The sequence below is a fragment of the Pseudomonas rhizozeae genome (assembly GCF_031583775.1).
Lineage (GTDB): Bacteria > Pseudomonadota > Gammaproteobacteria > Pseudomonadales > Pseudomonadaceae > Aquipseudomonas.
Window position 1 is genome coordinate 48723 of sequence record NZ_JAVLSB010000047.1, and the last position, 21712, is coordinate 70434.

A 21712-nucleotide genomic window follows, 5' to 3' on the forward strand; every position below is an offset into this window, starting at 1 on the left:
CACTGTTTTACCGCTCACCACCATTCGTCGCCCGTTGGCCTGATCCCTGCACCTCACACGGCAATACGCATGGCGTGCTCGCCGAGGGTAAATGCATGGCCCTGACAATCCGAAAGAAAATGGTGGTGTCGCATTCGGTTCGACCGGGGGCGCCGCTGCATGAAGTGGAAACCAACCGCTCACTGGCCCGCTGGCTGTCGCAGATACTGGGACTCAAATACGGCGGGCGCTACGATCCCTCCGCCCATGATGACCGTGACCTTTACTTCCTTCCCACTCAAACCATCGTTGGCCCCGATGCGGCCCGCGAACTGGGCATCAAGGGCCCGGAAGACTTGTGGGGCGGTTACGTAGAGCATGACTTTATTTGCACCAAAGCCATCAGCCACGGCTTGCTGAATAAAAACGCCTCGGCCCCGGAAGGCTGGTCGCCGTTGTTCTCCGAGCGGGTGCGCAATGTGGTGCTGGATGGCGTCAGCGTGTTTTCCCTGGCGGACGCCTTGCCTGCCGCCACGCACATGCTGCACAACGGCCCGATGCGGATCAAACCGATCCACGCCTGTGCCGGTCGCGGCCAGGAAGTGATCAAAAGCCTCGACCAATTCGAGCGCCTGCTGGCGCGCCCCGACTGTGCGCAGCAGTTCGAGGAAGGCGTGGTGCTGGAGCAAGACCTGCACGAGGTGGTCACCCACAGCGTCGGTCAAAGCTTTATCGGCGATAAGGTCCTGAGCTACTGCGGCGATCAATACCTCACCGAGGACGGCATGGGCGAGCAAGTCTATGGCGGTTCGAACTTGCTGGTGGTCCAGGGCGGTTACGATGAGTTGCTGGCGCTGGAACTGCCGGACGACGTGCGTCTGGCGATCGAGCAAGCGCAGGTATTCGATAGCGCGGCCAATGAGGCGTACCCTGAGTTCTATGCCTCTCGGCGCAATTACGACATCGCCCAAGGCCTGGACAGCAAAGGCACCCAGCGCAGCGGCGTGCTCGAGCAATCGTGGCGCATGGGCGGCGCCAGCAGTGCCGAAGTGGCGGCGTTGCAAAGCTTCGTCAACCACCCGCAGATGCGCGCGATCCGCGTGTCGTCGGTGGAAACCTATATCGATCAACCGCTGCCGGCGGACGCCATCCAGGTGTACCGCGGGCCGGCGGAAAACAGTGAATTTCTCCTCAAGTACGTAACGGTCAAATCCTATGACGGCTAGAAGCGAAACCATTCAAATCGACATTGATGATGAACAAATGAGCGGGACGTTCCTCAGTCCCAAATCGAAAGTCCCTGGCGTATTGTTCGTGCACGGCTGGGGCGGCAGCCAGGAACGCGACCTGGAACGGGCCAAAGGTATCGCAGGGTTGGGATGCGTGTGCCTGACCTTCGACCTGCGGGGCCACGCCAGCAACGAAGGCCCCGGCATTCCGCTGAGCCGGGTGACCCGCGAAGATAACCTCAAGGACTTGTTGGCTGCGTATGACCGCTTGCTGGCGCACCCGGCGCTGGACACCTCGGCGATTGCCGTGGTCGGCACCAGTTACGGCGGTTACCTGGCGGCGATTCTCACCACCTTGCGTCCGGTGCGCTGGCTGGCGCTGCGTGTCCCGGCGCTGTACCGCGACGATTTGTGGCATACGCCCAAGCGGGATCTGGACAAGGCCGATCTGCTGGATTACCGCAGCACCCTGGTGCATGCCGAGAGCAATCGCGCGTTGCACGCGTGCTCGCAATTCACCGGGGATGTGTTGATCGTCGAGTCGGAAACCGATGACCACGTGCCCCACGCCACCATCATGAGTTACCGCGCGGCGTGCCAGCAGACGCACTCGCTGACCCACCGCATCATCGACGGCGGCGACCACTCCCTGAGCGACCCTGTGTCACAACAGGCCTACACCTCGATCCTCGTGGACTGGATCACCGAAATGGTGGTGGGCGAGCGGTTGAGCATTATTCAGTCCAGCTGAAAACTCCGTTGGCTCATTCGCGAGCAGGCTCGCTCCTACAAGGGATTTACATTCCAAGTGGGAGCCAGCCTGCTCGCGAAAGCGCCATCCGCCACAACGCAGATTTCAGGACGAAGGCTTCTTCTCAATCCGCAACGACTTGGCCTTGGCCTCGACCAACAGGTACATGGCCAAGGTAATCAACAGCGGCAAGATGAAGTAGATCGCCCGATAAGCAATCAACCCGGCAATCAAGCTGCCGCGCGAGGCATGGTGTTGCAGCAGGGCTACGAACACCGCCTCAAGCACCCCAAGCCCGGCGGGGATGTGGGTAATGACTCCGGCAATGGCGCTGATCAGCAGCACCCCAAGCACCATCGGGTACTCGAGTTTGCTCGGCAGCAGGGTGAAAATCACCGCTGCCATCAGCGACCAGTTCAATGCCCCCAAGGCCAGTTGCAACATCGCCATGCGCACCGACGGCAGGTTGATTTCCACCCCGCGAATCGACCATTCGCGCCGGCTGGAAAAACGGCACGCTGCCAGGTAGCTGGCGCTGATCACCAGCAACAGCACGCCTACGCCCTGCAGGGCGGTGGTACTGATCTTCCACCCCGGCGGCATCTCCACCAGGCCGCTGCTGAACACCGCGCCGGCCACCGTCATGTAGCCAAACCAATTGGTCGCCAGGCTCAAGCCGAGAATCTTCGCGATGTTGCCCTTGCTGACCCCGAGTCGTGAATACAGGCGATAGCGCATGGCGATGCCGCCGACCCAGGCGCTGAGGTTGAGATTAAAGGCGTAACTGATGATGCCCACTGGCAGGATCTGCTTCCAGGTCAGATCCTGGCGGATGTAGGTGCGGCCGATCAGGTCGAAACTGGCGTAAGTCAGGAAGCTCAGCAAGGTAATCGCCGAGGCAATGATCAGCGTGCGCACCTTGAAATCCGCCAGGGTGTCGAACACCTCGTTCCATTCGATGCGCCGGGCGAGCAGGGTGAACAGTACGATCAGCGCCAGGAAAAACACCACGGTCAGCGGTTTTTTCCAGCGGCTCCAGCGCGAGTGGTGCTCGGCGGCCGGCGCTGCGCCGGCTTCGGTTTCAGAGTGGCTCATGGGGTTCACTGCGCACCTCCGTCGGTGGCGAAAAAGGTTTGAGGCGCGGTTTGTGCGCCGGCAGCCAGCCGACCCAGGCCGGGAAGTGACGCAAGCAGTGAAACACCACAAAACCAATGGTCATGCGCCACAGCAAGCCCCGGGGCGAGCGGTTGGCCGGCATCGCCTTGCAGTGGTGATCGCTGAGTTCTTCCAACCGCTGGAACAATTCACGGTTGAACGCCCGATCACGAATCAGCACATTGGCTTCCAGGTTCAGCGACAGGCTTAGCGGGTCGAGGTTGCTTGAGCCGACGGTGCTCCAGTCCTCGTCCACCAGCGCGACCTTGCCGTGCAGCGGTCGGTCGCAGTATTCGTAGATCACCACCCCGGCCTTGAGCAGATAGTCATAGGTCAGGCGCGCCGCCAGTTTGGCCACCAGCATGTCCGGCTGGCCTTGCAGGATCAGCCGCACATCGACACCGCGCCGCGCGGCATTGCGCAGCTCGCGCAGTAAGCGGTAACCGGGGAAGAAGTAAGCATTGGCGATCACCACCCGACGCTGGGCGCTGCGCAGCACTTGCAGGTAGACATCTTCAATGTCGGTCGGGTGCTGGCCGTTGTCGCGGTAGACCAGGCGCACCTGGCCGTCATGGTCGCTGAAGGCCAGTTCGGTGCGCCGCCGCCGACGCCGTTGCCACCAGTATTTGGCGCGACTCTGGCGCCCGCTCTGTTGCAACGCAAAGTGATGGATATCTACCACCGCCGGGCCCTGGATTTCCACGGCGTAATCCTGTTTAGCCTCGGGGCCGAAGTCCGCCAAGTGGTCGGCGGAGAAGTTAATGCCGCCGATAAAAGCGATCTCACCGTCCACCACCACGATCTTGCGGTGCAAACGACGGAACCAGTTGGTGCGGATGCCCAAGTGCTTCGGTGCCGGGTCGAACATCTGCAAATGCACGCCGGCCTGACTCAGCGCCAACAGGAAATCGGTAGCCAGTTCTCCGCTGCCAAAGCCATCCAGGCTCGCAGTGACGCGCACCCCGCGCTGGGCCGCGTCGATCAGGATGTCCTTCAGTTCATTGCCGACCTTGTCTTCGAACAGGATGAAGGTTTCCAGGAGGATTTCGGTCTTCGCTGCGCGCATCGCCTCGAACACTCGAGGAAAGTACGCCTCACCGTTTTCCAGCAACTCCACGCGGTTGTTGCCATGCCAATGGTATTCAAGATCGGCAAACGGATGCTGCTCTTGGGTGGCCTCGATCGGCACCGCTTCAGCCGAGGTTTTTTCCAGCGGGGCGCTGCTCATAGTTCAATCTCCACGGACAGCGGGGCATGGTCGGATAAGTGTGACCACGGACGGGTCGTCAGCACCTGCGGGCGATGCGCCTTGAGGTTGCGTACGTAAATGCGGTCGAGGCGCAAGGCTGGCAGGCGCGCGGGGAAGCTGCGGGCCGGTTTGCCGTGCAGCTCGGAAAACACCTCGCGCAAGCCCCAGGGTTTGAGCAGCGCATCGGCCTTCAAGCGCCAATCGTTGAAGTCGCCGGCGACCACCACTTTGGCGTCTGCCGGCAATTCTTCGAGGCGTTCGATCAGCAGTTTCAACTGCGCGTGGCGATGACTTTCGCGCAAGCCCAAGTGAACGCAGATGGCGTGGACTTCCTCGCTGTCGCCCGGCAGGCGCAGCACGCAATGCAGCAGGCCACGGTTCTCGTGGCCGCTGATCGACACGTCGAGGTTGTCGTGGCGGATGATCTGGAATTTCGACAGCAAGGCATTGCCGTGATCGCCGTCCGGATACACCGCGTTGCGCCCGTAGGCGAACTGCGGCCACAGGCTGTCGGCGAGGAATTCGTATTGCGGCATGGCCGGCCAGTTGCTGTAGCGCTGTGGATGGTGTTCGTGGGTGCCGTGGACTTCCTGCAAAAACACCACGTCCGCCGACACACTGCGCACCGCCTCGCGCAACTCCGGCAGGATGAAACGCCGGTTCAGCGCGGTGAAACCTTTATGCGTGTTGACGGTGAGCACAGTGAAGCGCCGCACTTGGGTCGGAATCGGCGCCAAATCATCGGGGGTACCGGTCGGCTCGGGAATGCTCATGGCAGTACTCCTTCGGCCGGGATCTGGCCGGGGGTGGTCGCCAATTGCGTGTCCAGATGAAAACGCGTCAGCAGGCTGCGGGCGTCGAAAGGCGCGCGGACCTTGATGTCATTGTCGAAATAACAGAACACCTCGCGGCTTTTGCGGGCCTTGGGTTTTTGCTTGGGGTTGATCAGGTGGGCATCCTCGGGTTGCGTGCCGTGATGCCAGGCGTCGATGCGATCGCCCCAGCGTTTCAGGGCCTGGGCGGTATAGCCGCTGGCGTAGAGTTCTTCGGCGCCGTGCAGTCGCAAGTAGACGAAATCGCTGGTGACGTCTTCGCGGTACGGCCATTTATCGGCGGTGTCGGCGATCACCAGCGCCACGTCGTAGCGCTTGAGCAGGGCGACGAAGTCGGGATCGATGAAGCTGTCGTGGCGGATTTCCACCGCGTGGCGCACCGGTTGTTTGCCGTAGGCCTTCATGCTGGCGTGGCCATTGAGCCGCGCTTCGTGCTGACGGGCCAGGGCCGCGGCGGCTTCGGTGTCGTGGGGCAATTGCTGGAGAAAGGTTTCGAACAGCTCGGGGTTGAACTGGAAGTTCGGCGGAAACTGCCACAGGATCGGGCCGAGTTTTTCCTTCAGCTCCAGGATCCCGGAGGCGAAGAAATTGGCCAATGGCTTGTGGATATCCCGCAAGCGGCGGATATGGGTGATGAACCGCGGGGCCTTGACGCTGAACACAAAGCCGTCCGGGGTTTCGTCACGCCACTGGGCGTAGCGCTCGGGGCGCTGCAGGGCGTAGAACGATCCATTGATCTCGATGCTGTTGACCGCCCGTGAAGCGAATTGCAATTCGCGCTTCTGGGTCAGCCCCTTGGGGTAGAAATCCCCTCGCCACGGCGCATAGCGCCAACCGGAAATACCAATGTGAATCGCCGCCATATGCCCTCCCGTTGATCAAACTCCTTACCGCCCCAGTCTTTTGATGACTGTCGGGCGGGGGAGAAAGTTTCGGTTGGGCTTACGGATGGTCGGTATTCGCCGGAACACCGCAAGTCAAATGTGGGAGCGGGCGTGCTCGCGAATGCGGCGGATCAGTCACGACGATGTTGACTGACACGCCCTCTTCGCGAGCAAGCCCGCTCCCACAGGGATTGTGCCCATCCTGCTATCGGGGAGAACCAGCGCATCTGTCCGCCCAAACCGAACTTGCCCGGCATTTGCCAATCAGTTCCTTAAGACTTATCCGAAGGAGCCGGTGTTTTGATCAAGTTCAAGACCGCGATACTGCTGGGCGCGCTGCTGTTGTTCGGCAGCGCTGAACTGCAAGCTGTCACGCTGCCGGGCGTTCCGGCCGCCGCCGAGGAGCCGGCCAAGCCCGAGCCGTTGGTCCAGGGTGGTTTGCTCGGCGCGATCAGTTCCAGCATCGACGACGTTCAAGACAAACTCGACCTCAACGAGGACCTGGTCGACGCCTGGCGCCTGCGGGCGGACCGGGCGGCGGACGAAGTCGACAAACTGGTCAACCAGCCTTCTGCCCGCTCGCCGTGGAGCGTGGTCGGCGATTTCATGTTGCTGTCAGGGGTCTGGCTCGGCACCTTTGCCTTGCTCACCGTACTCGGCGGGTTGCTCGATAAACGCCTGAGCCAGGGGCGGTTTTTCCGCACCCGGCAACGCAGCCAGGATTTGCTCGGTTATTTGCTGCCGTACACGGTCCCCGCACTGATCTGCCTGCCGCTGACCCTGTACGTCAGCCATTTTCTGCAAGCCTCGGTGGGCCGCGCGCTGGCGCTGTGTTTTGCCTACGCCACCAGCAGTGGCATTGTTTCTACGACATTCTTGTTGTGCGTAATCGTGATGTTCAACACCGGGCACAAGCGCTCGGCGGTGCAGATCATCCGCGACTACTGCCCCAAGCCGCTGTTCCTGATCGGCTTTCTTGCGGCCCTGAGCGATGCCTTGACCAGCCCGCAAATTGCCCGGCAGGTGGGCGGCAACCTGACCAGTAGCGTGGCGGTATTCACCGCGTTGTTCGCTTCGCTGATCTTCGGCTACCTGGTCATTCGCCTGCGCCGCCCGGTGGCGCACCTGATCCGCAACCGCTCGTTGACCCAGCGCTTGAAGCAGCCGTCGTTGCAGGAGTCGCTGCGGATTTTCTCCGGCCTCTGGTACTGGCCGATCCTGTTGATGGTGCTGGTTTCGGCGATCAACCTGATCGGCGTCGGCGAAGATAATCAGAAAGCCCTGCGCTGCGCGTTGTTCACCACCATTCTGCTGATCGCCACCGTGTTCCTCAGTACGATTTTCCAGCACCTGTTCAAATCGCGAAAAGCCGAAGCGGTCCAGCGCAGCAGTGCCTACAAGGAGCGCTTCCTGAGTCTGCTGCACGCCTTGCTGCGCATCGTGCTGGCGGTGGCGTTCATCGATATTCTCGGGCGCATCTGGGGCGTGTCGCTGGTGGATTTCGCTCAGACCAGCTCGATTGGCCGGGCGATCAGTGATTCCCTGAGTCGCATCGGGTTGATCCTGCTGGTGACCTGGCTGCTGTGGGTGGTGCTCGACACGGCGATTCAGGAAGCGCTGAAACCGCCGCTGAACAAACGCGCGGCGCGTCAGCCGAGTACGCGGGTAAAAACCATCCTGCCGCTGCTGCGCAACGCGATCAAAATCATCCTGGTGGTGATTTGTGCGATCACCACCATGGCCAACCTCGGCATCAACGTCGCGCCGCTGCTGGCGGGTGCCGGGGTGGTCGGCCTGGCCATCGGTTTCGGGTCGCAGCAATTGGTGCAGGACGTGATCACCGGCCTGTTCATCATCATCGAAGACACGCTGTCGATCGGCGACTGGGTGGTGCTCGACTCAGGCCACGCCGGTACCGTCGAGGGCCTGACCATCCGCACCCTGCGCCTGCGCGACGGCAAGGGCTTCGTGCATTCAGTGCCGTTCGGCCAGATCAAAGCCGTGACCAACCAATCCCGGCAGTTCGCCTTCGCGTTCTTCTCGGTGCAGTTCACCTACGACACGGACGTGGACAAAGCCATTGAACTGATCCGCGAGGCCGGTGATTCGATTCGCGATGACGCCTTCCTCAAATACAACCTGCAAGGGCCGCTGGATGTGTTCGGCGTCGACAAAATGGACCTTAACGGCGTGGTCCTGACAGCACAGTTCCGCACGGTGTCCGGTGGTCAGTACGCGGTGAGTCGAGCCTTCAACCAGCGGTTGAAAAAACTTGTGGATAACTGCCCGTGGGTGCACTTCGCGCAGACTTATCCACAGCAGGTGATGTTGCCCAAGCGCGCAGAAGTGCCGGAAGAACCAGCGCCGGCCGAAGCCGAGAACTCGCCGGTGCTGCTGCCGGATCAGCGGTGAATCCTCACCACAGGCAAGCGTCTTTGCCATGGATTCAGCGGCGTTGGGTTAATTTACGGCGTATCTCATCATTAGCCTGCTGATCCAGTTCCAACCAGAAGATCTGCTGCCCGGCAATCTCCGCCGCCGTCGGCAAGCCATCGCGGTATACCAGGCGATTACTCGCCACGGCCGGCACTTTCGCGCCGGGCAACAACGTGCCGGCGAGGTTCAGCGGGTCGACGCCGCACACCGCGATCAGGCTGCCGTCCGGCGGCCGTCGGCGCACTTCACGCAGCAGCGGAATCGCCTCGGGCAAAGCGAATTGCTCGCCGGCCAAGCCACTGACGAAGCGTCCGCCGCGAATCTCCCCGCGGGCTTCCAGGCGATGGAAGGTGCGCAGCAACTCGCGCCAGCTCGGCAGCCAGTCGGCTTCGCGTTCCAGCAGACGCCAGAACACCACGCCATAGCGGCGCAACAAGGTCATGGCGATGTGTTCCAGCGTGTCGCTCGGCGTTGCCTGGTTGTCCGCCACCGGTGCGCCGCGCCGCAGCAAAGCCCAGCGCCCGGCATCGTCCATGCCGCCGACAAAAGCGCCACGCCCGCGCCGGCTGCTGCGCGCCTGGCGTTTGCTGGCCGGGGTGATCAGCGCCCGCAATCCGGCGAAGCTGTCTGCATTCACCAGGCCGGCGCCGACCAGCTCCTGCAAGGCTATTTCCAGCTCGGTGCGCAACACGTGCGCCTCGTGCAGCAACTCATCGAAAAACAGCGCGCCGTGCTGGCTCAGGGCGTCATGAACCTTCTGTGTTTTCAGCGACAACTCACTGACCGGCGTCTGCTCGCTGAGGCTGTTCCACAGCGCCACCTGGCCGCGCGGCAGCAACACAATCGGCGTGCTGCGCAAGGCGCTGCTGGCGCTTTTGTTGCGGGCGGTCAGGCGAGTCCAGACCCATTTACCGCTGCGGCACAGCTCATCGAGCCAGCTCGGTGAATAGTCTTTCAATCGCGCCGGCAGCAAGTCGCTGTCCCAGGCCGAGGCGGCAGCGGGGAAGCCTTCGAACTGGCTGACAATCGCTGGCAACACTGCGCTGCCCTGGCCTTGGGCCGCCGGCGACAGGTGCTGCCAGTCGAACAGGAAGCGCATGAAATCCTGCAACGCCACCGGCTCGATTTCCCGCCGCAAGCGCTTGACCGTGTAGCGATGAATCCGCGCCAGCAAGTGCCGCTCGCACCATTCTTCGACCGCCGTGCCGGGGCTGAACGGACCGCGCAGCACATAGCCCTCGCGTTCCAGCTGCGCCAGGGCCGGATTGAGCTCGGCGGCCGACAACCCCAAGGGTTCGGCAATCGCTGCGAGCGTCAGTGGACCGAACCCGCCCAGTCGCGCGCGCAGCAGTTCGACCAGCGCCTCATCCGTTGACCAGGTTTCGTCGAACCCTGGCAGCGGCGTCAACGACGGCTGCAGCGGCGCCTGTGGATAAATCGCTTGCAGGCAGGTCAAGCGTTCCAGCGCTACCCACACGCTGCGGGTTTCATCGATGTGCATGCGCGTGGCGCGGCCGCTCTCAGCCAAGGCTTGCAACCACTGCGGCCAGTGCGGATTGGCCTCGGCTTCAGCACTGCCGATGCACCCCAGGCTCATCAGCGCTTCGTGCATTTCATCGATGCCGGTGGGCGCCGGCCAGGCTTCGTCACGCACCGCTTGAATCGCTTCGGCGTCCAGCGCGCCGAGGTCGTCGGTCGATTGCGGGTCGGTCCAGCGGCGGCTGAGCACGGCTTGGGTGCGGCGTTCTTCCAGCGGCGCATCGTCGAGAAAGGCATAGGGCCGAGCGCTGAGGATTTCCGCCGCGAGCGGCGAGGGCGCGGGCAAGTCGCGGCTGAGCAGGCGCACCTCGCCGGCCTCCATGCGCCGCAGCAAGGTCAGCCAGCCTTCGCTGTCCATGGCTTCGTGCAGGCAGTCATCGAGGGTTTGTTCCACCAGCGGATGGCTGGGGATTTCCCGCTCACCGGCGAGGTTTTCCAGGCAGGCGATCTGGTCAGGGAACACGCTGGCGATCAAGTCTTCGCTTTTCATCCGCTGGATCTGCGGCGCCACTTTGCGCCCGCCGGTGAAGCGCGGCAGGGCCATGGCCACCCCGGCGTTCCAACGCCAGCGCACGCCGAACAGCGGCGCATCGAGCACCGCTTGTATCAGCACCTGCTCGGCGCTGTGGCTGTGCAGATATCGCCAGACCTCATCCAGTTCAAAGCTGTGGCTGGTGGACAGCGACAGCACGATCGCGTCTTCGCTGGCGGCGGCTTGCAGCTCGAAATTGAAGGTGCGGCAGAAGCGCTTGCGCAGCGCCAGGCCCCAGGCGCGGTTAATGCGACTGCCGAATGGCGTATGGATGATCAACTGCGTGCCGCCGGACTCGTCGAAGAAGCGCTCCATGATCAGCGTGTCCTGGGACGGCAGGGCGCCGAGGGTCAGGCGCGCGCGGGCCAGGTAATCCACCAGTTGCTCGGCGCTGGCCAGGTTCAGGCCGAGGGTGCCGGTCAGCCAGTCGAGTGCCGGTTGCAAGTCGCCGGGCGCTGCGCTCAGCAATTGATCGAGTTGCGCCTGCAAACGGGCGACGGCCGAGGACAACTCCGCGCTGCGCCCCGGCGCTTCGCCGAGCCAGAACGGGATGGTCGGGGGCTGGCCGTGGGCGTCCTCGACCCGCACTTTGCCAGCGTCCACCCGCAGGATGCGGTACGAGGTGTTGCCGAGCTGGAAGATATCGCCAGCGATGCTTTCCACCGCAAAGTCTTCGTTGACGCTGCCGATGTTCAGCCCTTGCGGTTCAAGCAGCACCGAGTAGTCGGCGTTGTCGGGGATGGTGCCGCCGCTGGTCAGGGCCGTCAGTTGCGCGCCACGGCGACCGCGCAGCGTGCGGGTCACGGCGTCGCGGTGCAGGTAAGCGCTGCGCATGCCCTGCCGACCGTTGTAGCCCTCGGCGAGCATGCCCAGCAGCGCCTGATAATGGTTTTCGTCGAGTCCGGCGTAAGGCGAGGCGCGGCGGAACAGCTCCAGCAGCGCTTGCTCGGACCATTCCTGGCAACTGACTTCGGCGATGATCTGCTGCGCCAGCACGTCGAGTGGCGCCACCGGGATCAGCAGCGTGTCGAGTTCGCCCCGGCGCACGCAGTCGAGCAGGGCGGCGCACTCGATCAGGTCGTCGCGGGTGGTGGCGAACAAACGGCCCTTGGGCGTGCCGCCGACCTGGTGCCCGGAGCGCCCGACCCGTTGCAGAAACCCGGCAATCGAGCGTGGCGAGCTGATCTGGCACACCAGGTCGACGTCGCCGATGTCGATGCCCAACTCCAGCGATGCGGTGGCGATCAGCACTTGCAGGTCGCCGCGCTTGAGCCGTTGTTCGGCGTCGAGGCGGAACTCCTTGGCCAGGCTGCCGTGGTGCGCGGCCACGGCCTGTTTGCCGAGGCGCTCGCTGAGGTGCCGGCTCAAGCGTTCGGCCAGGCGCCGGGTGTTGACGAAAATCAGCGTGGTCTTGTGCTCGCGGGCCAATTCAGCGAGGCGTTCGTAGACCAGCTCCCAGACGTCGTTGGCCATCACCGCCGAGAGCGGCACCGGCGGCACTTCGATGCCGAGGTCGCGGGGGCGGGCGTGGCCGATGTCGACGATTTCGCAAGGACGGTCGGTGCCCACCAGAAAACGCGACACCGCATCGATCGGTTTTTGCGTGGCCGACAAACCGATGCGCAACAGCGGTTGCGGGCAAAGCGCTTGCAAGCGTTCCAGGCTCAGCGCCAGGTGGCTGCCGCGCTTGCCGGCGGCGATGGCGTGGATTTCGTCGACGATCACCGTGCCGGTGCTGGCAAGCATGCGTCGACCAGACTCTGAGCCGAGCAGCACGTACAGCGATTCCGGGGTGGTGACCAGAATGTGCGGCGCGGTTTTGCGCATCGCCGACCGTTCTTTCTGCGGTGTGTCGCCGGTGCGCACCGCGCTGCTGATCTGCAATTCGGGCAGGCCCATGCGCCGCAGTTGCTCGGTGATTCCGGCCAGCGGGTTTTGCAGGTTAATGCGGATGTCGTTGGACAAGGCCTTGAGCGGCGAGACGTAGACCACCAGGGTTTCGTCCGGCAACTGGCCGCCGTTGGCCAAGCCGCGATGCACCAGCGCGTCGATCACCGCGAGGAACGCGGTCAAGGTCTTGCCCGAGCCGGTGGGCGCGGCGATCAAAGTCGAGCGCCGCGCGCGGATCAGCGGCCACGCCTGGGCCTGGGCGGCGGTGACCGCCGGGAAGGAGGCATTGAACCAGGCGCTGACGGCGGGGTGGAAGCCGGCCATGGCGGGGTTCGCGGGGAGGGGCAGGTTCATGGGTGATTTATGCGGGCGGGGTGGGGAAGATGCAAGTACCGCTCGGGACCTGTGGCGAGCGAGCTTGCTCGCGCTGGGTGGCGAAGCTCCCCGTGTTTGTCCAGCCAGACCGGGTATTCAGGGTTTGCGACTGCTGCGCCGCCGAGCGGGAGCAAGCTCCCACGGCACAAGGTATTGCGGCAATCCGCAGCATCTACACTTTAAAAGTGACGGTTGCGCACTAAACCCGCAAAATGCAACGATTCCGGCAACTATGAATGACCGGGCCCGTGGGCCTGGTCGATAAAGCCATCATTCTGAATAGACTGGGCCTGCTGACTCTATGCGAATGCGCCTTATGTTACTGGGCGGCGGAAATGCCCTTGGGCAGGCGCTGATTCGCCTCGGTGCGGAGGAAGACATCGGCTTCCTCGCCCCCCGCCCGCCGCAAGACGGCTGGGACGCCGCGAGCCTGACGCAACTGCTCGACGACACCCGCCCGGACGCGCTGATCAACCTGGCTTACTACTTCGACTGGTTCCAGGCAGAAACGGTCAGCGACGCACGCCTGGCCAGCCAGGAGCGCGCGGTCGAACGCCTCGCCGAACTGTGCCAGCACCACAACATCGTGCTCGTGCAACCGTCCAGTTATCGCGTGTTCGATGGTTCTCGGGCCACCGCCTACAGCGAAAAAGACGAACCGGTGCCCTTGGGCCAGCGCGGCCAAGCCTTGTGGCGCATCGAACAAAGTGTGCGTGCGACCTGTCCGCAACACGTCTTGCTGCGCTTCGGCTGGTTGCTCGACGATAGCCCCGACGGCACCCTCGGGCGTTTTCTCGCCCGGGCTGAACAGCCTGACGAAGTGCTGATGGCCGACGACCGGCGCGGCAATCCGACGCCGGTGGATGACGCGGCGCGGGTGATCATCTCGGTGCTCAAGCAGCTCGATTGCGCGGCGCCGTTGTGGGGCACTTATCACTACGCCGGGCACGAGGCGACCACGCCGCTGGCGTTGGGGCAAGCGATCCTCAACGAAGCCCGCGCGCTGCATCCGCTGGCCATCGAAGCACCCACCGCCCAGGCGCATGCGTCGCGCCCGGATGCCGGCGAAGAACCGCAACACGCGGTGCTGGCCTGCAAAAAAATCCTTCACACCTTCGGGATCAAGCCGCGCGCCTGGCGTGCCGCGCTCCCCGGCTTACTGGACAGGTTCTATCGCCATGGCTGACGGCCCCATTCTAATCACCGGCGGCGCCGGTTTCATCGGCTCGCACTTGACCGACGCCTTGCTCGCCAAGGGGCACTCGGTGCGCGTCCTCGATGACCTCTCCACCGGCAAGCGCACTAATCTGCCGCTGGATAATCCTCAGGTCGAGCTGATGGTCGGCGACGTCGCGGACGCGGCGCTGGTCCAGCGGGCCATGGCCGGTTGCAGCGCGGTGGCGCACCTGGCGGCCGTGGCGTCGGTGCAGGCTTCGGTGGACGATCCGGTGCGTACGCACCAGAGCAATTTCATCGGCACCCTGAATGTCTGCGAAGCCATGCGTGTGAGCGGGGTCAAGCGTGTCTTGTTTGCCTCCAGCGCGGCGGTGTACGGCAACAATGGCGAAGGCAAGTCGATCGACGAAGACACGCCCAAGGCACCCTTGACCCCCTACGCGGCGGACAAACTGGCCAGCGAGCATTACCTGGATTTCTATCGCCGCCAGCATGGCCTGGAACCCGTGGTGTTTCGTTTCTTCAATATCTTCGGCCCGCGCCAGGATCCGTCCTCGCCGTATTCCGGGGTGATCAGCATCTTCAGCGAGCGGGCGCAGAAAGGCCTGCCAATCACGGTGTTCGGCGACGGCGAGCAGACGCGAGATTTCGTGTATGTCGAAGACCTAGTCAAGTTGCTGGTACAAGGCCTGGACAAACCCCAGGTGGAAGAGGGCCCGGTGAATGTCGGCTGGAACCAGGCGACCAATCTCAAGCAGATGCTCACGGCGCTGGAAGCGGTGATCGGCCAATTGCCCGAAGTCAGCTACGGCCCGGCGCGCTCCGGCGACATCCGCCATTCCCGCGCCAACAATCAACGCTTGTTGCAGCGCTTCAGCTTCGCCGAGCCGACGCCGATGAGCGTGGGGTTGGCGCGATTGCTCGGACGCTGATCCGCAACTCCCTGTGGCGCGGGAAAAAGCTCCCTCGCCACAAGCGCGGTAACCCCTCGAGTCCATTCAGAACTTGTAACCCAACCCCACCATGTAGATAAACGGATCGGCATCCACGTTGACGCGAGCTCGGGTGCCCGGCGCGACGGCGTCGTTTTCGACGGTAGCGCGGGTGTCGATGTCGATGTAGCGCATCTGCGCGTTGAGCATCAGCCGATCGGTCAGCATGTAGTCCGCGCCGACCTGCCAAGCCATGCCCCAGGAGTTTTTCGCCCGGAAATGGCTAAAGCCATTGGCCTCGGCATCGCTGCTGACGTTCTCGTCGAACATCCAGGTGTAGTTGACGCCCGCGCCGACGTAGGGCTGAAACGCCGAACTCGAATCCAGCGGGTAGTAGACCAGGCTCAGGGTCGGCGGCAGTTGTTTGAAGCTGCCCAGGTTGCCGTTGGCGGCGGACAGCGCGGTGCCTTTGATTTTCACGTCGTGCTCGAACGGCGTGGCCGCCAGCAGTTCGATGCCCAAGTGATTGGTGACCATGTAAGCGAAGTTGAGGCCCAGTTGCGTGTCGTTGCTGATGGTCGCCTTGCCACCCAGATCCGCACCGCTCAGCGGGCCCTGGTCGACTTTGACGCTGGAGCTGTCGACGTTCGGTCGGGTCGTGATCGCGCCAGCTCGGATCAGGATGTCACCGGCTTCATGGGCCTGGGCGAAGGGGGCTGCGAGCGCGAGGGCAACCAGAGAGGCGCTGAGCAAGGACGTGTGCATGAGGGCTCCAAAGGACGTTAAAAATGTTCGATGTCCAATGGTACAAAGCCATCTGATCCGGTCTTTTGATGCAGCTCAATGAAACAGTGATGGTTGGGGATTTGTGCAGTGTCCGAGGGCCTCTTCGCGAGCAGGCTCGCTCCCACGATGGTATGCACCACCCTGTGGGAGCGAGCCTGCTCGCGAAAGCGATTAATCATCCGCTACAAAAATAGCCTGACTCACTCGGGTATTTCATACATGTAAATTTTCTGAGCCTCCATCTGATACCCGGCGTCCGCCAGTTCACTGCTCGACGCCTTGACCTGCATCGGCCCTTCGACCCAGTACGGCTGGTACAGCTCGTCGATTTTCACCCCGACTTCGCTTTTCACATGCACGATCTGGTTCGACGGTGGCGGTGGCACGTGGATGCAGGCGCCGAAGTACGGCACCAGCAGGAAGTCCGTGGTGCGCCCGGCTTCGCTGACTTCCAGCGGCACGATGTAACCCGGCAGGCGGATGTTCTGCCCGTCGAGGGCCTTGACCACCGGCGCATTCGGCATGCTCTGCCGGGCCGCAGGTGCCGCTTCTGCGGCGAGGGCGTCGCTCATCTTCGACAAATCGTGCAGCGGCGTCATGTCCGGCACTTCCGGCATCGCGTCCGGCGGAATCATTTCCGACCAGGTCAGCTCTTTCGGCTCGGCGGCCCACAGCGGCGTGGCCACCAGCATCAATACAACGAGTGCAGCGCGCAGCATGTTCAACGTCCTCATAAACGGATCGACAGGCCATCGGCCAGGGATTGGCGATAGGCGCGCCAGGCCGGCACACTGCCCATCAGCAACGCCGCGAGCAGGATGCCGGCGAGCAGCGTCCATTCATAGTCGCTCGGCCAGGCCAGCGGCAAGTACAGACCATAAGTCGACTGCACGTAACCCTGCGCGGCGGCGATGCACAGATACAGCAAAGCCACGCCCGCGACCACCCCGGCCAGCGCCAGGGCGAACGCCTCCAGCACCAGCAGGGTCGCGATGTGCCAAGGTCGCGCGCCTACCGAACGCAGGATCGCCATCTCCCGGCGCCGCTCGTTGAGGCTGGTGAGAATCGCCGTGAGCATGCCGATCAAACCGGTCAGTACCACGAACAGCGAGATCACGAACAGCGCTTTTTCGGCGGTGCCCATCAGGCTCCACAGTTCTTGCAGCGCTACGCCCGGGAGGATCGCCAGCAGCGGTTCGCCACGGAACTCATTGATCTCCCGTTGCACGGCGAAGGTGGAAATCTTGCTGTTGAGGCCGAGCATGAACGCGGTGATCGCTTGCGGCGTCAGGTCCATGTTGCGCGCTTGGTCGGCGCTGATCCGGCCCTTGCCCTGGGCGGGCACGCCGTTGTGCCAATCGATGTGAATTGCCTCCATGCCGCCGAGGCTGATGTGCAGCGTGCGATCCACCGGGGTACCGGTGCGCTGGAGGATGCCGACCACGGTGAACGGTTTGTCGTCGTGCTTGACCAGGCTGATCACCGCGACGCCGTGGGACAGCACCAGTTTGTCGCCAAGTTTGTAGTGCAGCGCGTCGGCTACTTCAGCGCCCAGCACCACTTCGAACGGATCGCTGGCGAAGGCGCGGCCCTCGGCCAATTGCAGGTGTTGCTGGCGGCCGTACTGGTAATGCTCAAAGTACGCCTCGGTGGTGCCCATCACCCGGTAGCCACGGTGGGAATCGCCCAGGGACATGGGGATCGCCCACTTCACTTTCGGGTTGTTGGCGAACTGCTCAAAGCTGTCCCAACGGATGTTGTTGGTGGCGTTGCCGATGCGGAACACCGAGTACAGCAACAGGTTCACCGAGCCGGAACGGGCGCCGACGATCAGGTCAGTGCCGCTGATGGTGCTGGCGAAACTGCTTTTGGCTTCGGTGCGCACGCGCTCCACGGCCAACAGCAGGCACACCGACAAAGCGATAGCGAACGCAGTGAGGATCGCGGTAAAGCGGCGGTTAGCCAGGCTGGCCATGGCTAGACGAAACAAATACATCTCAGACCTCTGCGGACGTGGCGGCGCGATTGAGCTCGGCCAGCGACAGGTTACGATCGAACAGCGGCGCCAGGCTCTGGTCATGGCTGACGAACAACAGGCTCGACCCGGCTTCGCGGCATTCGGCGAACAACAGGCGAATGAAATTCTCCCGAGCGTCGTAGTCCAGCGCCGAGGTCGGTTCGTCGGCGATCACCAATTCCGGCTGGCCAATCAGCGCCCGCGCGGCGGCGACCCGTTGCTGCTGGCCGATCGACAGTGAATCGGCGCGGCGGCCGAGCATGCCTTCATCCTTCAAGCCCAAATGGGCGAGCAGGGTGGCAGCGGCCTGGTCGACACTGCCGTGGCGCTGTTTCGCCCGCTCGGCGCGCAGTTTGGAAAAGTGACACGGCAATTCGACGTTCTCGCGCACCGACAGGAACGGCAGCAAGTTGAATTGCTGGAAGATGTAGCCGGTGTGATCGACCCGAAAACGATCCCGGGCGCCGGCCGACAACTCGGTCAATTCCTGGCCGAGCAACTGAATGCTGCCACGATTGGGCTTCTGCACCCCGCCAAGCAAACCCAGCAGAGTGGTTTTGCCGCTGCCGCTCGGGCCCTTGAGGAACAGGGTCTCACCGGCTTCCAGGCGAAACGCCGGGATGTCCAGCAACGCCGGGTGACCGGGCCAGTTGAAGCCCAGGTTGGAGAGTTCGATGAGTGGTTGGGTCATAGTCAGTCGATCAGCTTGATGGAGAACCCTGTGGGATTGAGGGTGGATCAGAACTTCAACGCTGCCGCCTTCGCCGTCACTTCAACCCCTTGCTGCCCGCTCGGGCTGATCAGTTGGACCTGGATTTTCTGGGTCGCCGGGAAGGTGCTGAATATCGTCGCCAGGTCGAGGTTTTTCAGGGCGCCCGGTGTCGCGCAAGTGAACTGGTAGTGCGCGTGAATCTCGCTGTGATCGTGCTCATGTGGGTGGCCGTCGGCGTCTTTCACATCCTCGTCGTGATCATCATCCTGATCGTCGGCATCCGGTTTGTCGCCAAACAACGGACTTTCCAGCGCCTGGCTGGCGACCACGCAACCGGCGGCTTTCGGCAGGTTGAACAGCGCCAGGGGTTTCTCCAGTTGCCCGCGCACGGCGGCGACCCTGGCTTTGTCAGCGTCGCTGGCGGCGGCGTGTTCGAAGCCCACCAGGTTCATCGCCGGGCTTTCCAGTTCCAGCTCCAGGGTCTGGCCGTCCAACGCGGCGTTCAACCGACCGACACCATGTTCGTGCGCGCCAAGGCTCCCGTGTTGATGATCGTGGTCGTGGTCGTGGTCATGCACTTCGGCGGCTTGGGCAACGGCCAGCGGCAACAGGGCAAACGGCAAAGCGAGCAGCAGACGGCGCATGGCGAGTCTCCAGGAAGATACGTGAAAGTTCTGTTATGTAATCTTATAACGAAAGTGCGCAGAGTGTGCCCGGCTGCTTGGCGTTGCACAAGACCCGTGGGAGCATGCAGGTCAGAAATGTGCGGGAGCAGAGCAATGTTGCGGATACGCGGAAGCATCGGCGACTGGCCGGTGGATTTGACCCTGGAGATGGACGATGGCGATTGGGCCAGGCTGGGTGCGCAGTTGCAGGTGACGCCGTCGCCCGCGCCGGCAGCGACCACTAAGCCGGTCAGTCAGGACGATGCGCTGTGGCAGATCGCACGGGAGTTATTGCGCAAGGCCGGGCAATTGAGCGGTCCGGACCTGCTGGAGCAACTGGAAGGACTGACCGGTAGCGCCGTGTCGGGCAAACGCTTGCTGGTGCGCCTGCGCCACAGCAGCGATGTGAGAGTGTCGAGCGGCGGGGATACGCCGCTCTATAGCTGGATTGATCCGGCTTAATACAGCGCGGCGAACAGTTTGCGGCGGTAGGTGGTCACCAATGGGTGATCGTTGCCCAGCAGTTCGAACACTTGCAGCAACGTCTTGTGCGGCAAGCCTTCGCTGTAGCTGCGGTTGCGGATGAACAGCTTGAGCAAGGCGTCCAGCGCGGCGTCGTATTGCTGGCGGGCCAGTTGCTGGATTGCCAGTTGATACACCGCTTCGTCGTCCTGCGGGTCTTTCGCCAGCCGCGCTTTCAAGTCGGCGGCGTCGGGCAAGTCCTTGGCCTGGCCAAGGAACTGGATCTGCGCCTTGGCCCCGGCCAGTGCGGCCTTGTGCTCATCGCTCTTGACCGCGTCGAGCACGGTTTGCGCCTCGCCCAGTTCACCGCGTTCGGTGAGGCAGCGGGCGTAAAGGATCAGCGCCTGAGCGTTGGTGTTGTCTTCGCCCAGCAACACTTTGAGCGCAGCCTCGGCGTCGGCGAAACGGCTTTCGTCGAACAAGGCCTGGGCCTGTTCAAACGGGTCGGCGGCGGCCGGTGGCGGCATTTGCACATGCGGTTCAAGCATCGCCCGCACCGCCGATTCCGGCTGCGCCCCGGCAAACCCATCCACCGGTTGGCCGTCCTTGAACAGCACCACGGTCGGCAGGCTGCGAATGCCGAAGCGAGCGACGATGTCCTGCTCGGCATCGCAATCGACCTTGGCCAGCAGCAATTCGCCCTGATAGCTCTCGGCGATGCTCTGCAACATCGGCATCAGCACCTTGCACGGCGCGCACCATTCGGCCCAGAAATCCACCAGCACCGGTTTATGGAACGAGTTCTCGATCACCGACTGTTCGAAGTCGGCGGTGGTGGCGTCGAAGATGTAGGGCGTTTCCTGACTCATGGGGACTCTCGTAAAAGCGTGAATGGCGCAACTATAAGGCTAGGCGCGTCGGGCGTGGTAGAGGCTCACATGGCGAAACTCTTCTGGCTCGGCCAGATCGGGCAAGGTCAGCGCCTCGAGCATTTCGATGCGTTGATACAGCGGATGACGAAAATCCCGCACCCGCGAATCCGCCACCAGCGCCTCGCGGCCGCGGCTGAGGAACTGGTCGAGCAGCGGCAGATTGGCTCGGTCGTACAACACGTCCGCCACCAGGATCAGGTCAAAGCGATCCGCCTCGGCGAAAAAATCCGCCGAGTAACCCAGTTCCACGTCATTGAGTTGAGCATTCGCCCGACAAGCGGCCAGCGCCAGTGGGTCGAGATCGCAAGCCACCACTTCTAGCGCGCCGTGTTTCAGCGCGGCGATCCCGGCAATGCCGGAACCGGCGCCGAAATCGAGGATGCGCTTGCCCTGAACCCAGTGCGGCTGTTCGGCGAAGTAGCGCGCCATCGCCAGGCCGCTGGCCCAACAGAAACTCCAATAGGGCGGTTCGTGCAGGATGCGCCGGGTTTCCTCGGGGCTGAAGGCACGGTGCATGTTGTTGCCGTCGATCAGCCACAGGCGCAGGTCAGTGCCCGGCAAGGGCTCGGCGACCAATCGAGCGTCGCCGAGCAAACCGGCCAACGCCTGTTGCAGGTCGAGCGGTGGTGTCATGGGGCTTTGACGAATTGCAATTGGCCCAAGGCTTGGCTGGTCGGCTGATCGATGCGTTGCGCCGGCAGGTGCAGGATCAATTGCCCGGACTGGCTGGCGCGGCCACGCAACTCGACCCGCGCACCCAGTGGGAACGAGTCCGGGTTGAAACGCAGGCGAAACGGCAAAATCTGGTTGGTGCCGATCAGGCTGGAACTGGCGAGCAGTTGTTGTGGCCGATCCTTGTCGTCGATCACCAGCAGCGCCAGCTCGACCTCAGCGCCGGTAGGAATGCCCTGCAGGGTGCCGCTCAACTCTCGCTGATACGCCGGCAACGGGCCGAGGTCGGCGGATTCCTTGGCTTTTTTCTGCGCCTGTTGCGGCGCGGGGCCGGGTGTCGGCGGCTGTGGCTGGGTCTTGGGGGCGTCGCTGCCGCAAGCCACCAGCAGGCTGAAAAGACTGAGTAATACGAGCGGTCGTAGCGACATTTGCGACTCCGGCAAACTGAAATCCATGGATCAAGCGATCTAGGCGTCTGTATACCGTAAACCCTATGGCTTGTCTTG

19 protein-coding genes are annotated in these 21712 nt (G+C 63.0%); 6 read left to right on the forward strand and 13 right to left on the reverse strand.

Annotation, left to right across the window (positions count from 1 at the left end):
• Positions 1-95 precede the first annotated feature (95 nt).
• Both RG836_RS15785 and RG836_RS15790 read left to right on the forward strand, forming a co-directional pair.
• Positions 96-1205 carry a DUF3182 family protein gene (locus tag RG836_RS15785; protein ID WP_310847110.1) on the forward strand — a complete coding sequence of 370 codons (1110 nt, stop codon included), beginning with the start codon at positions 96-98 and terminating at the stop codon, positions 1203-1205.
• On the forward strand, positions 1195-1959 hold the full coding sequence (locus tag RG836_RS15790) for an alpha/beta hydrolase family protein (RefSeq protein WP_310847113.1): 765 nt from the start codon (positions 1195-1197) through the stop codon (positions 1957-1959). Before RG836_RS15785 ends, RG836_RS15790 begins: the two co-directional genes overlap by 11 nt.
• 105 nt (positions 1960-2064) lie before the next feature.
• Here RG836_RS15790 and RG836_RS15795 read toward each other — a convergent pair whose 3' ends face one another.
• The 4 genes from RG836_RS15795 to RG836_RS15810 are packed head-to-tail and all read right to left on the reverse strand — an operon-like array spanning position 2065 to position 6059.
• Positions 2065-3054, reverse strand: a complete 990-nt coding sequence (locus tag RG836_RS15795; protein WP_310847116.1) for a lysylphosphatidylglycerol synthase domain-containing protein — start codon at positions 3052-3054, stop codon at positions 2065-2067.
• Positions 3041-4342, reverse strand: coding sequence for a cardiolipin synthase ClsB (clsB, locus tag RG836_RS15800; protein WP_310847119.1), 1302 nt, complete (start codon positions 4340-4342; stop codon positions 3041-3043). The genes RG836_RS15795 and clsB overlap by 14 nt, the downstream gene beginning before the upstream one ends.
• Positions 4339-5136, reverse strand: a complete 798-nt coding sequence (locus RG836_RS15805) for an endonuclease/exonuclease/phosphatase family protein (protein WP_310847122.1) — start codon at positions 5134-5136, stop codon at positions 4339-4341. The genes clsB and RG836_RS15805 overlap by 4 nt, the downstream gene beginning before the upstream one ends.
• Complete coding sequence (locus tag RG836_RS15810; RefSeq protein ID WP_310847125.1) at positions 5133-6059, reverse strand: DUF72 domain-containing protein; 927 nt, start codon at positions 6057-6059, stop codon at positions 5133-5135. The genes RG836_RS15805 and RG836_RS15810 overlap by 4 nt, the downstream gene beginning before the upstream one ends.
• A 321-nt stretch (positions 6060-6380) precedes the next feature.
• On the opposite strand from RG836_RS15810, the gene RG836_RS15815 reads away from it, so the two are divergent.
• On the forward strand, positions 6381-8492 hold the full coding sequence (locus tag RG836_RS15815) for a mechanosensitive ion channel family protein (protein WP_310847127.1): 2112 nt from the start codon (positions 6381-6383) through the stop codon (positions 8490-8492).
• A gap of 34 nt (positions 8493-8526) precedes the next feature.
• Here the strand turns inward: RG836_RS15815 and RG836_RS15820 are convergent, their stop codons facing one another.
• The gene (locus RG836_RS15820; protein ID WP_310847130.1) at positions 8527-12831 is read right to left on the reverse strand and encodes a DEAD/DEAH box helicase; all 4305 of its coding nucleotides are present in this window, start codon (positions 12829-12831) and stop codon (positions 8527-8529) included.
• A 322-nt stretch (positions 12832-13153) separates the two neighbouring features.
• Here RG836_RS15820 and RG836_RS15825 point away from each other — a divergent pair, with 322 nt between their 5' ends.
• Together RG836_RS15825 and RG836_RS15830 are read left to right on the forward strand one after the other, a co-directional pair.
• The gene (locus RG836_RS15825; RefSeq protein ID WP_310847133.1) at positions 13154-14038 is read left to right on the forward strand and encodes a sugar nucleotide-binding protein; all 885 of its coding nucleotides are present in this window, start codon (positions 13154-13156) and stop codon (positions 14036-14038) included.
• Positions 14031-14960, forward strand: a complete 930-nt coding sequence (locus RG836_RS15830; protein WP_310847136.1) for an NAD-dependent epimerase/dehydratase family protein — start codon at positions 14031-14033, stop codon at positions 14958-14960. Before RG836_RS15825 ends, RG836_RS15830 begins: the two co-directional genes overlap by 8 nt.
• Positions 14961-15026: 66 nt before the next feature.
• On the opposite strand, the gene RG836_RS15835 is transcribed toward RG836_RS15830, so the two are convergent.
• From RG836_RS15835 to RG836_RS15855, 5 genes are all read right to left on the reverse strand, one after another.
• Positions 15027-15725: an OmpW/AlkL family protein gene (locus RG836_RS15835; protein ID WP_310847140.1), complete on the reverse strand. Its 699-nt coding sequence runs from the start codon at positions 15723-15725 to the stop codon at positions 15027-15029.
• Positions 15726-15946: 221 nt separating this feature from the next.
• Positions 15947-16465: a DUF3299 domain-containing protein gene (locus tag RG836_RS15840; RefSeq protein ID WP_310847143.1), complete on the reverse strand. Its 519-nt coding sequence runs from the start codon at positions 16463-16465 to the stop codon at positions 15947-15949.
• An 11-nt stretch (positions 16466-16476) separates the two neighbouring features.
• Positions 16477-17742 carry an ABC transporter permease gene (locus RG836_RS15845; protein ID WP_310847146.1) on the reverse strand — a complete coding sequence of 422 codons (1266 nt, stop codon included), beginning with the start codon at positions 17740-17742 and terminating at the stop codon, positions 16477-16479.
• A 1-nt stretch (position 17743) separates the two neighbouring features.
• A complete protein-coding gene (locus RG836_RS15850) occupies positions 17744-18454 on the reverse strand; it encodes an ABC transporter ATP-binding protein (RefSeq protein WP_310847149.1) in 711 nt (236 codons plus the stop codon).
• Positions 18455-18501: 47 nt separating this feature from the next.
• Positions 18502-19119, reverse strand: a complete 618-nt coding sequence (locus RG836_RS15855; protein WP_310847152.1) for a DUF2796 domain-containing protein — start codon at positions 19117-19119, stop codon at positions 18502-18504.
• A gap of 135 nt (positions 19120-19254) precedes the next feature.
• Between RG836_RS15855 and RG836_RS15860 the strand changes: the two genes are divergently transcribed.
• Entirely contained in the window at positions 19255-19602 is a 348-nt protein-coding gene (locus RG836_RS15860; RefSeq protein ID WP_310847155.1) for a hypothetical protein, read from the forward strand.
• Here RG836_RS15860 and trxA read toward each other — a convergent pair.
• Genes trxA through RG836_RS15875 form a run of 3 tightly spaced genes read right to left on the reverse strand, consistent with a single transcriptional unit; the run spans position 19599 to position 21634 of the window.
• Positions 19599-20471, reverse strand: coding sequence for a thioredoxin (trxA, locus tag RG836_RS15865; RefSeq protein WP_310847158.1), 873 nt, complete (start codon positions 20469-20471; stop codon positions 19599-19601). The genes RG836_RS15860 and trxA overlap by 4 nt on opposite strands.
• A 39-nt stretch (positions 20472-20510) precedes the next feature.
• On the reverse strand, positions 20511-21167 hold the full coding sequence (locus tag RG836_RS15870) for a class I SAM-dependent methyltransferase (RefSeq protein ID WP_310847160.1): 657 nt from the start codon (positions 21165-21167) through the stop codon (positions 20511-20513).
• On the reverse strand, positions 21164-21634 hold the full coding sequence (locus tag RG836_RS15875) for a YbaY family lipoprotein (RefSeq protein ID WP_310847162.1): 471 nt from the start codon (positions 21632-21634) through the stop codon (positions 21164-21166). Before RG836_RS15875 ends, RG836_RS15870 begins: the two co-directional genes overlap by 4 nt.
• Positions 21635-21712: the final 78 nt, after the last annotated feature.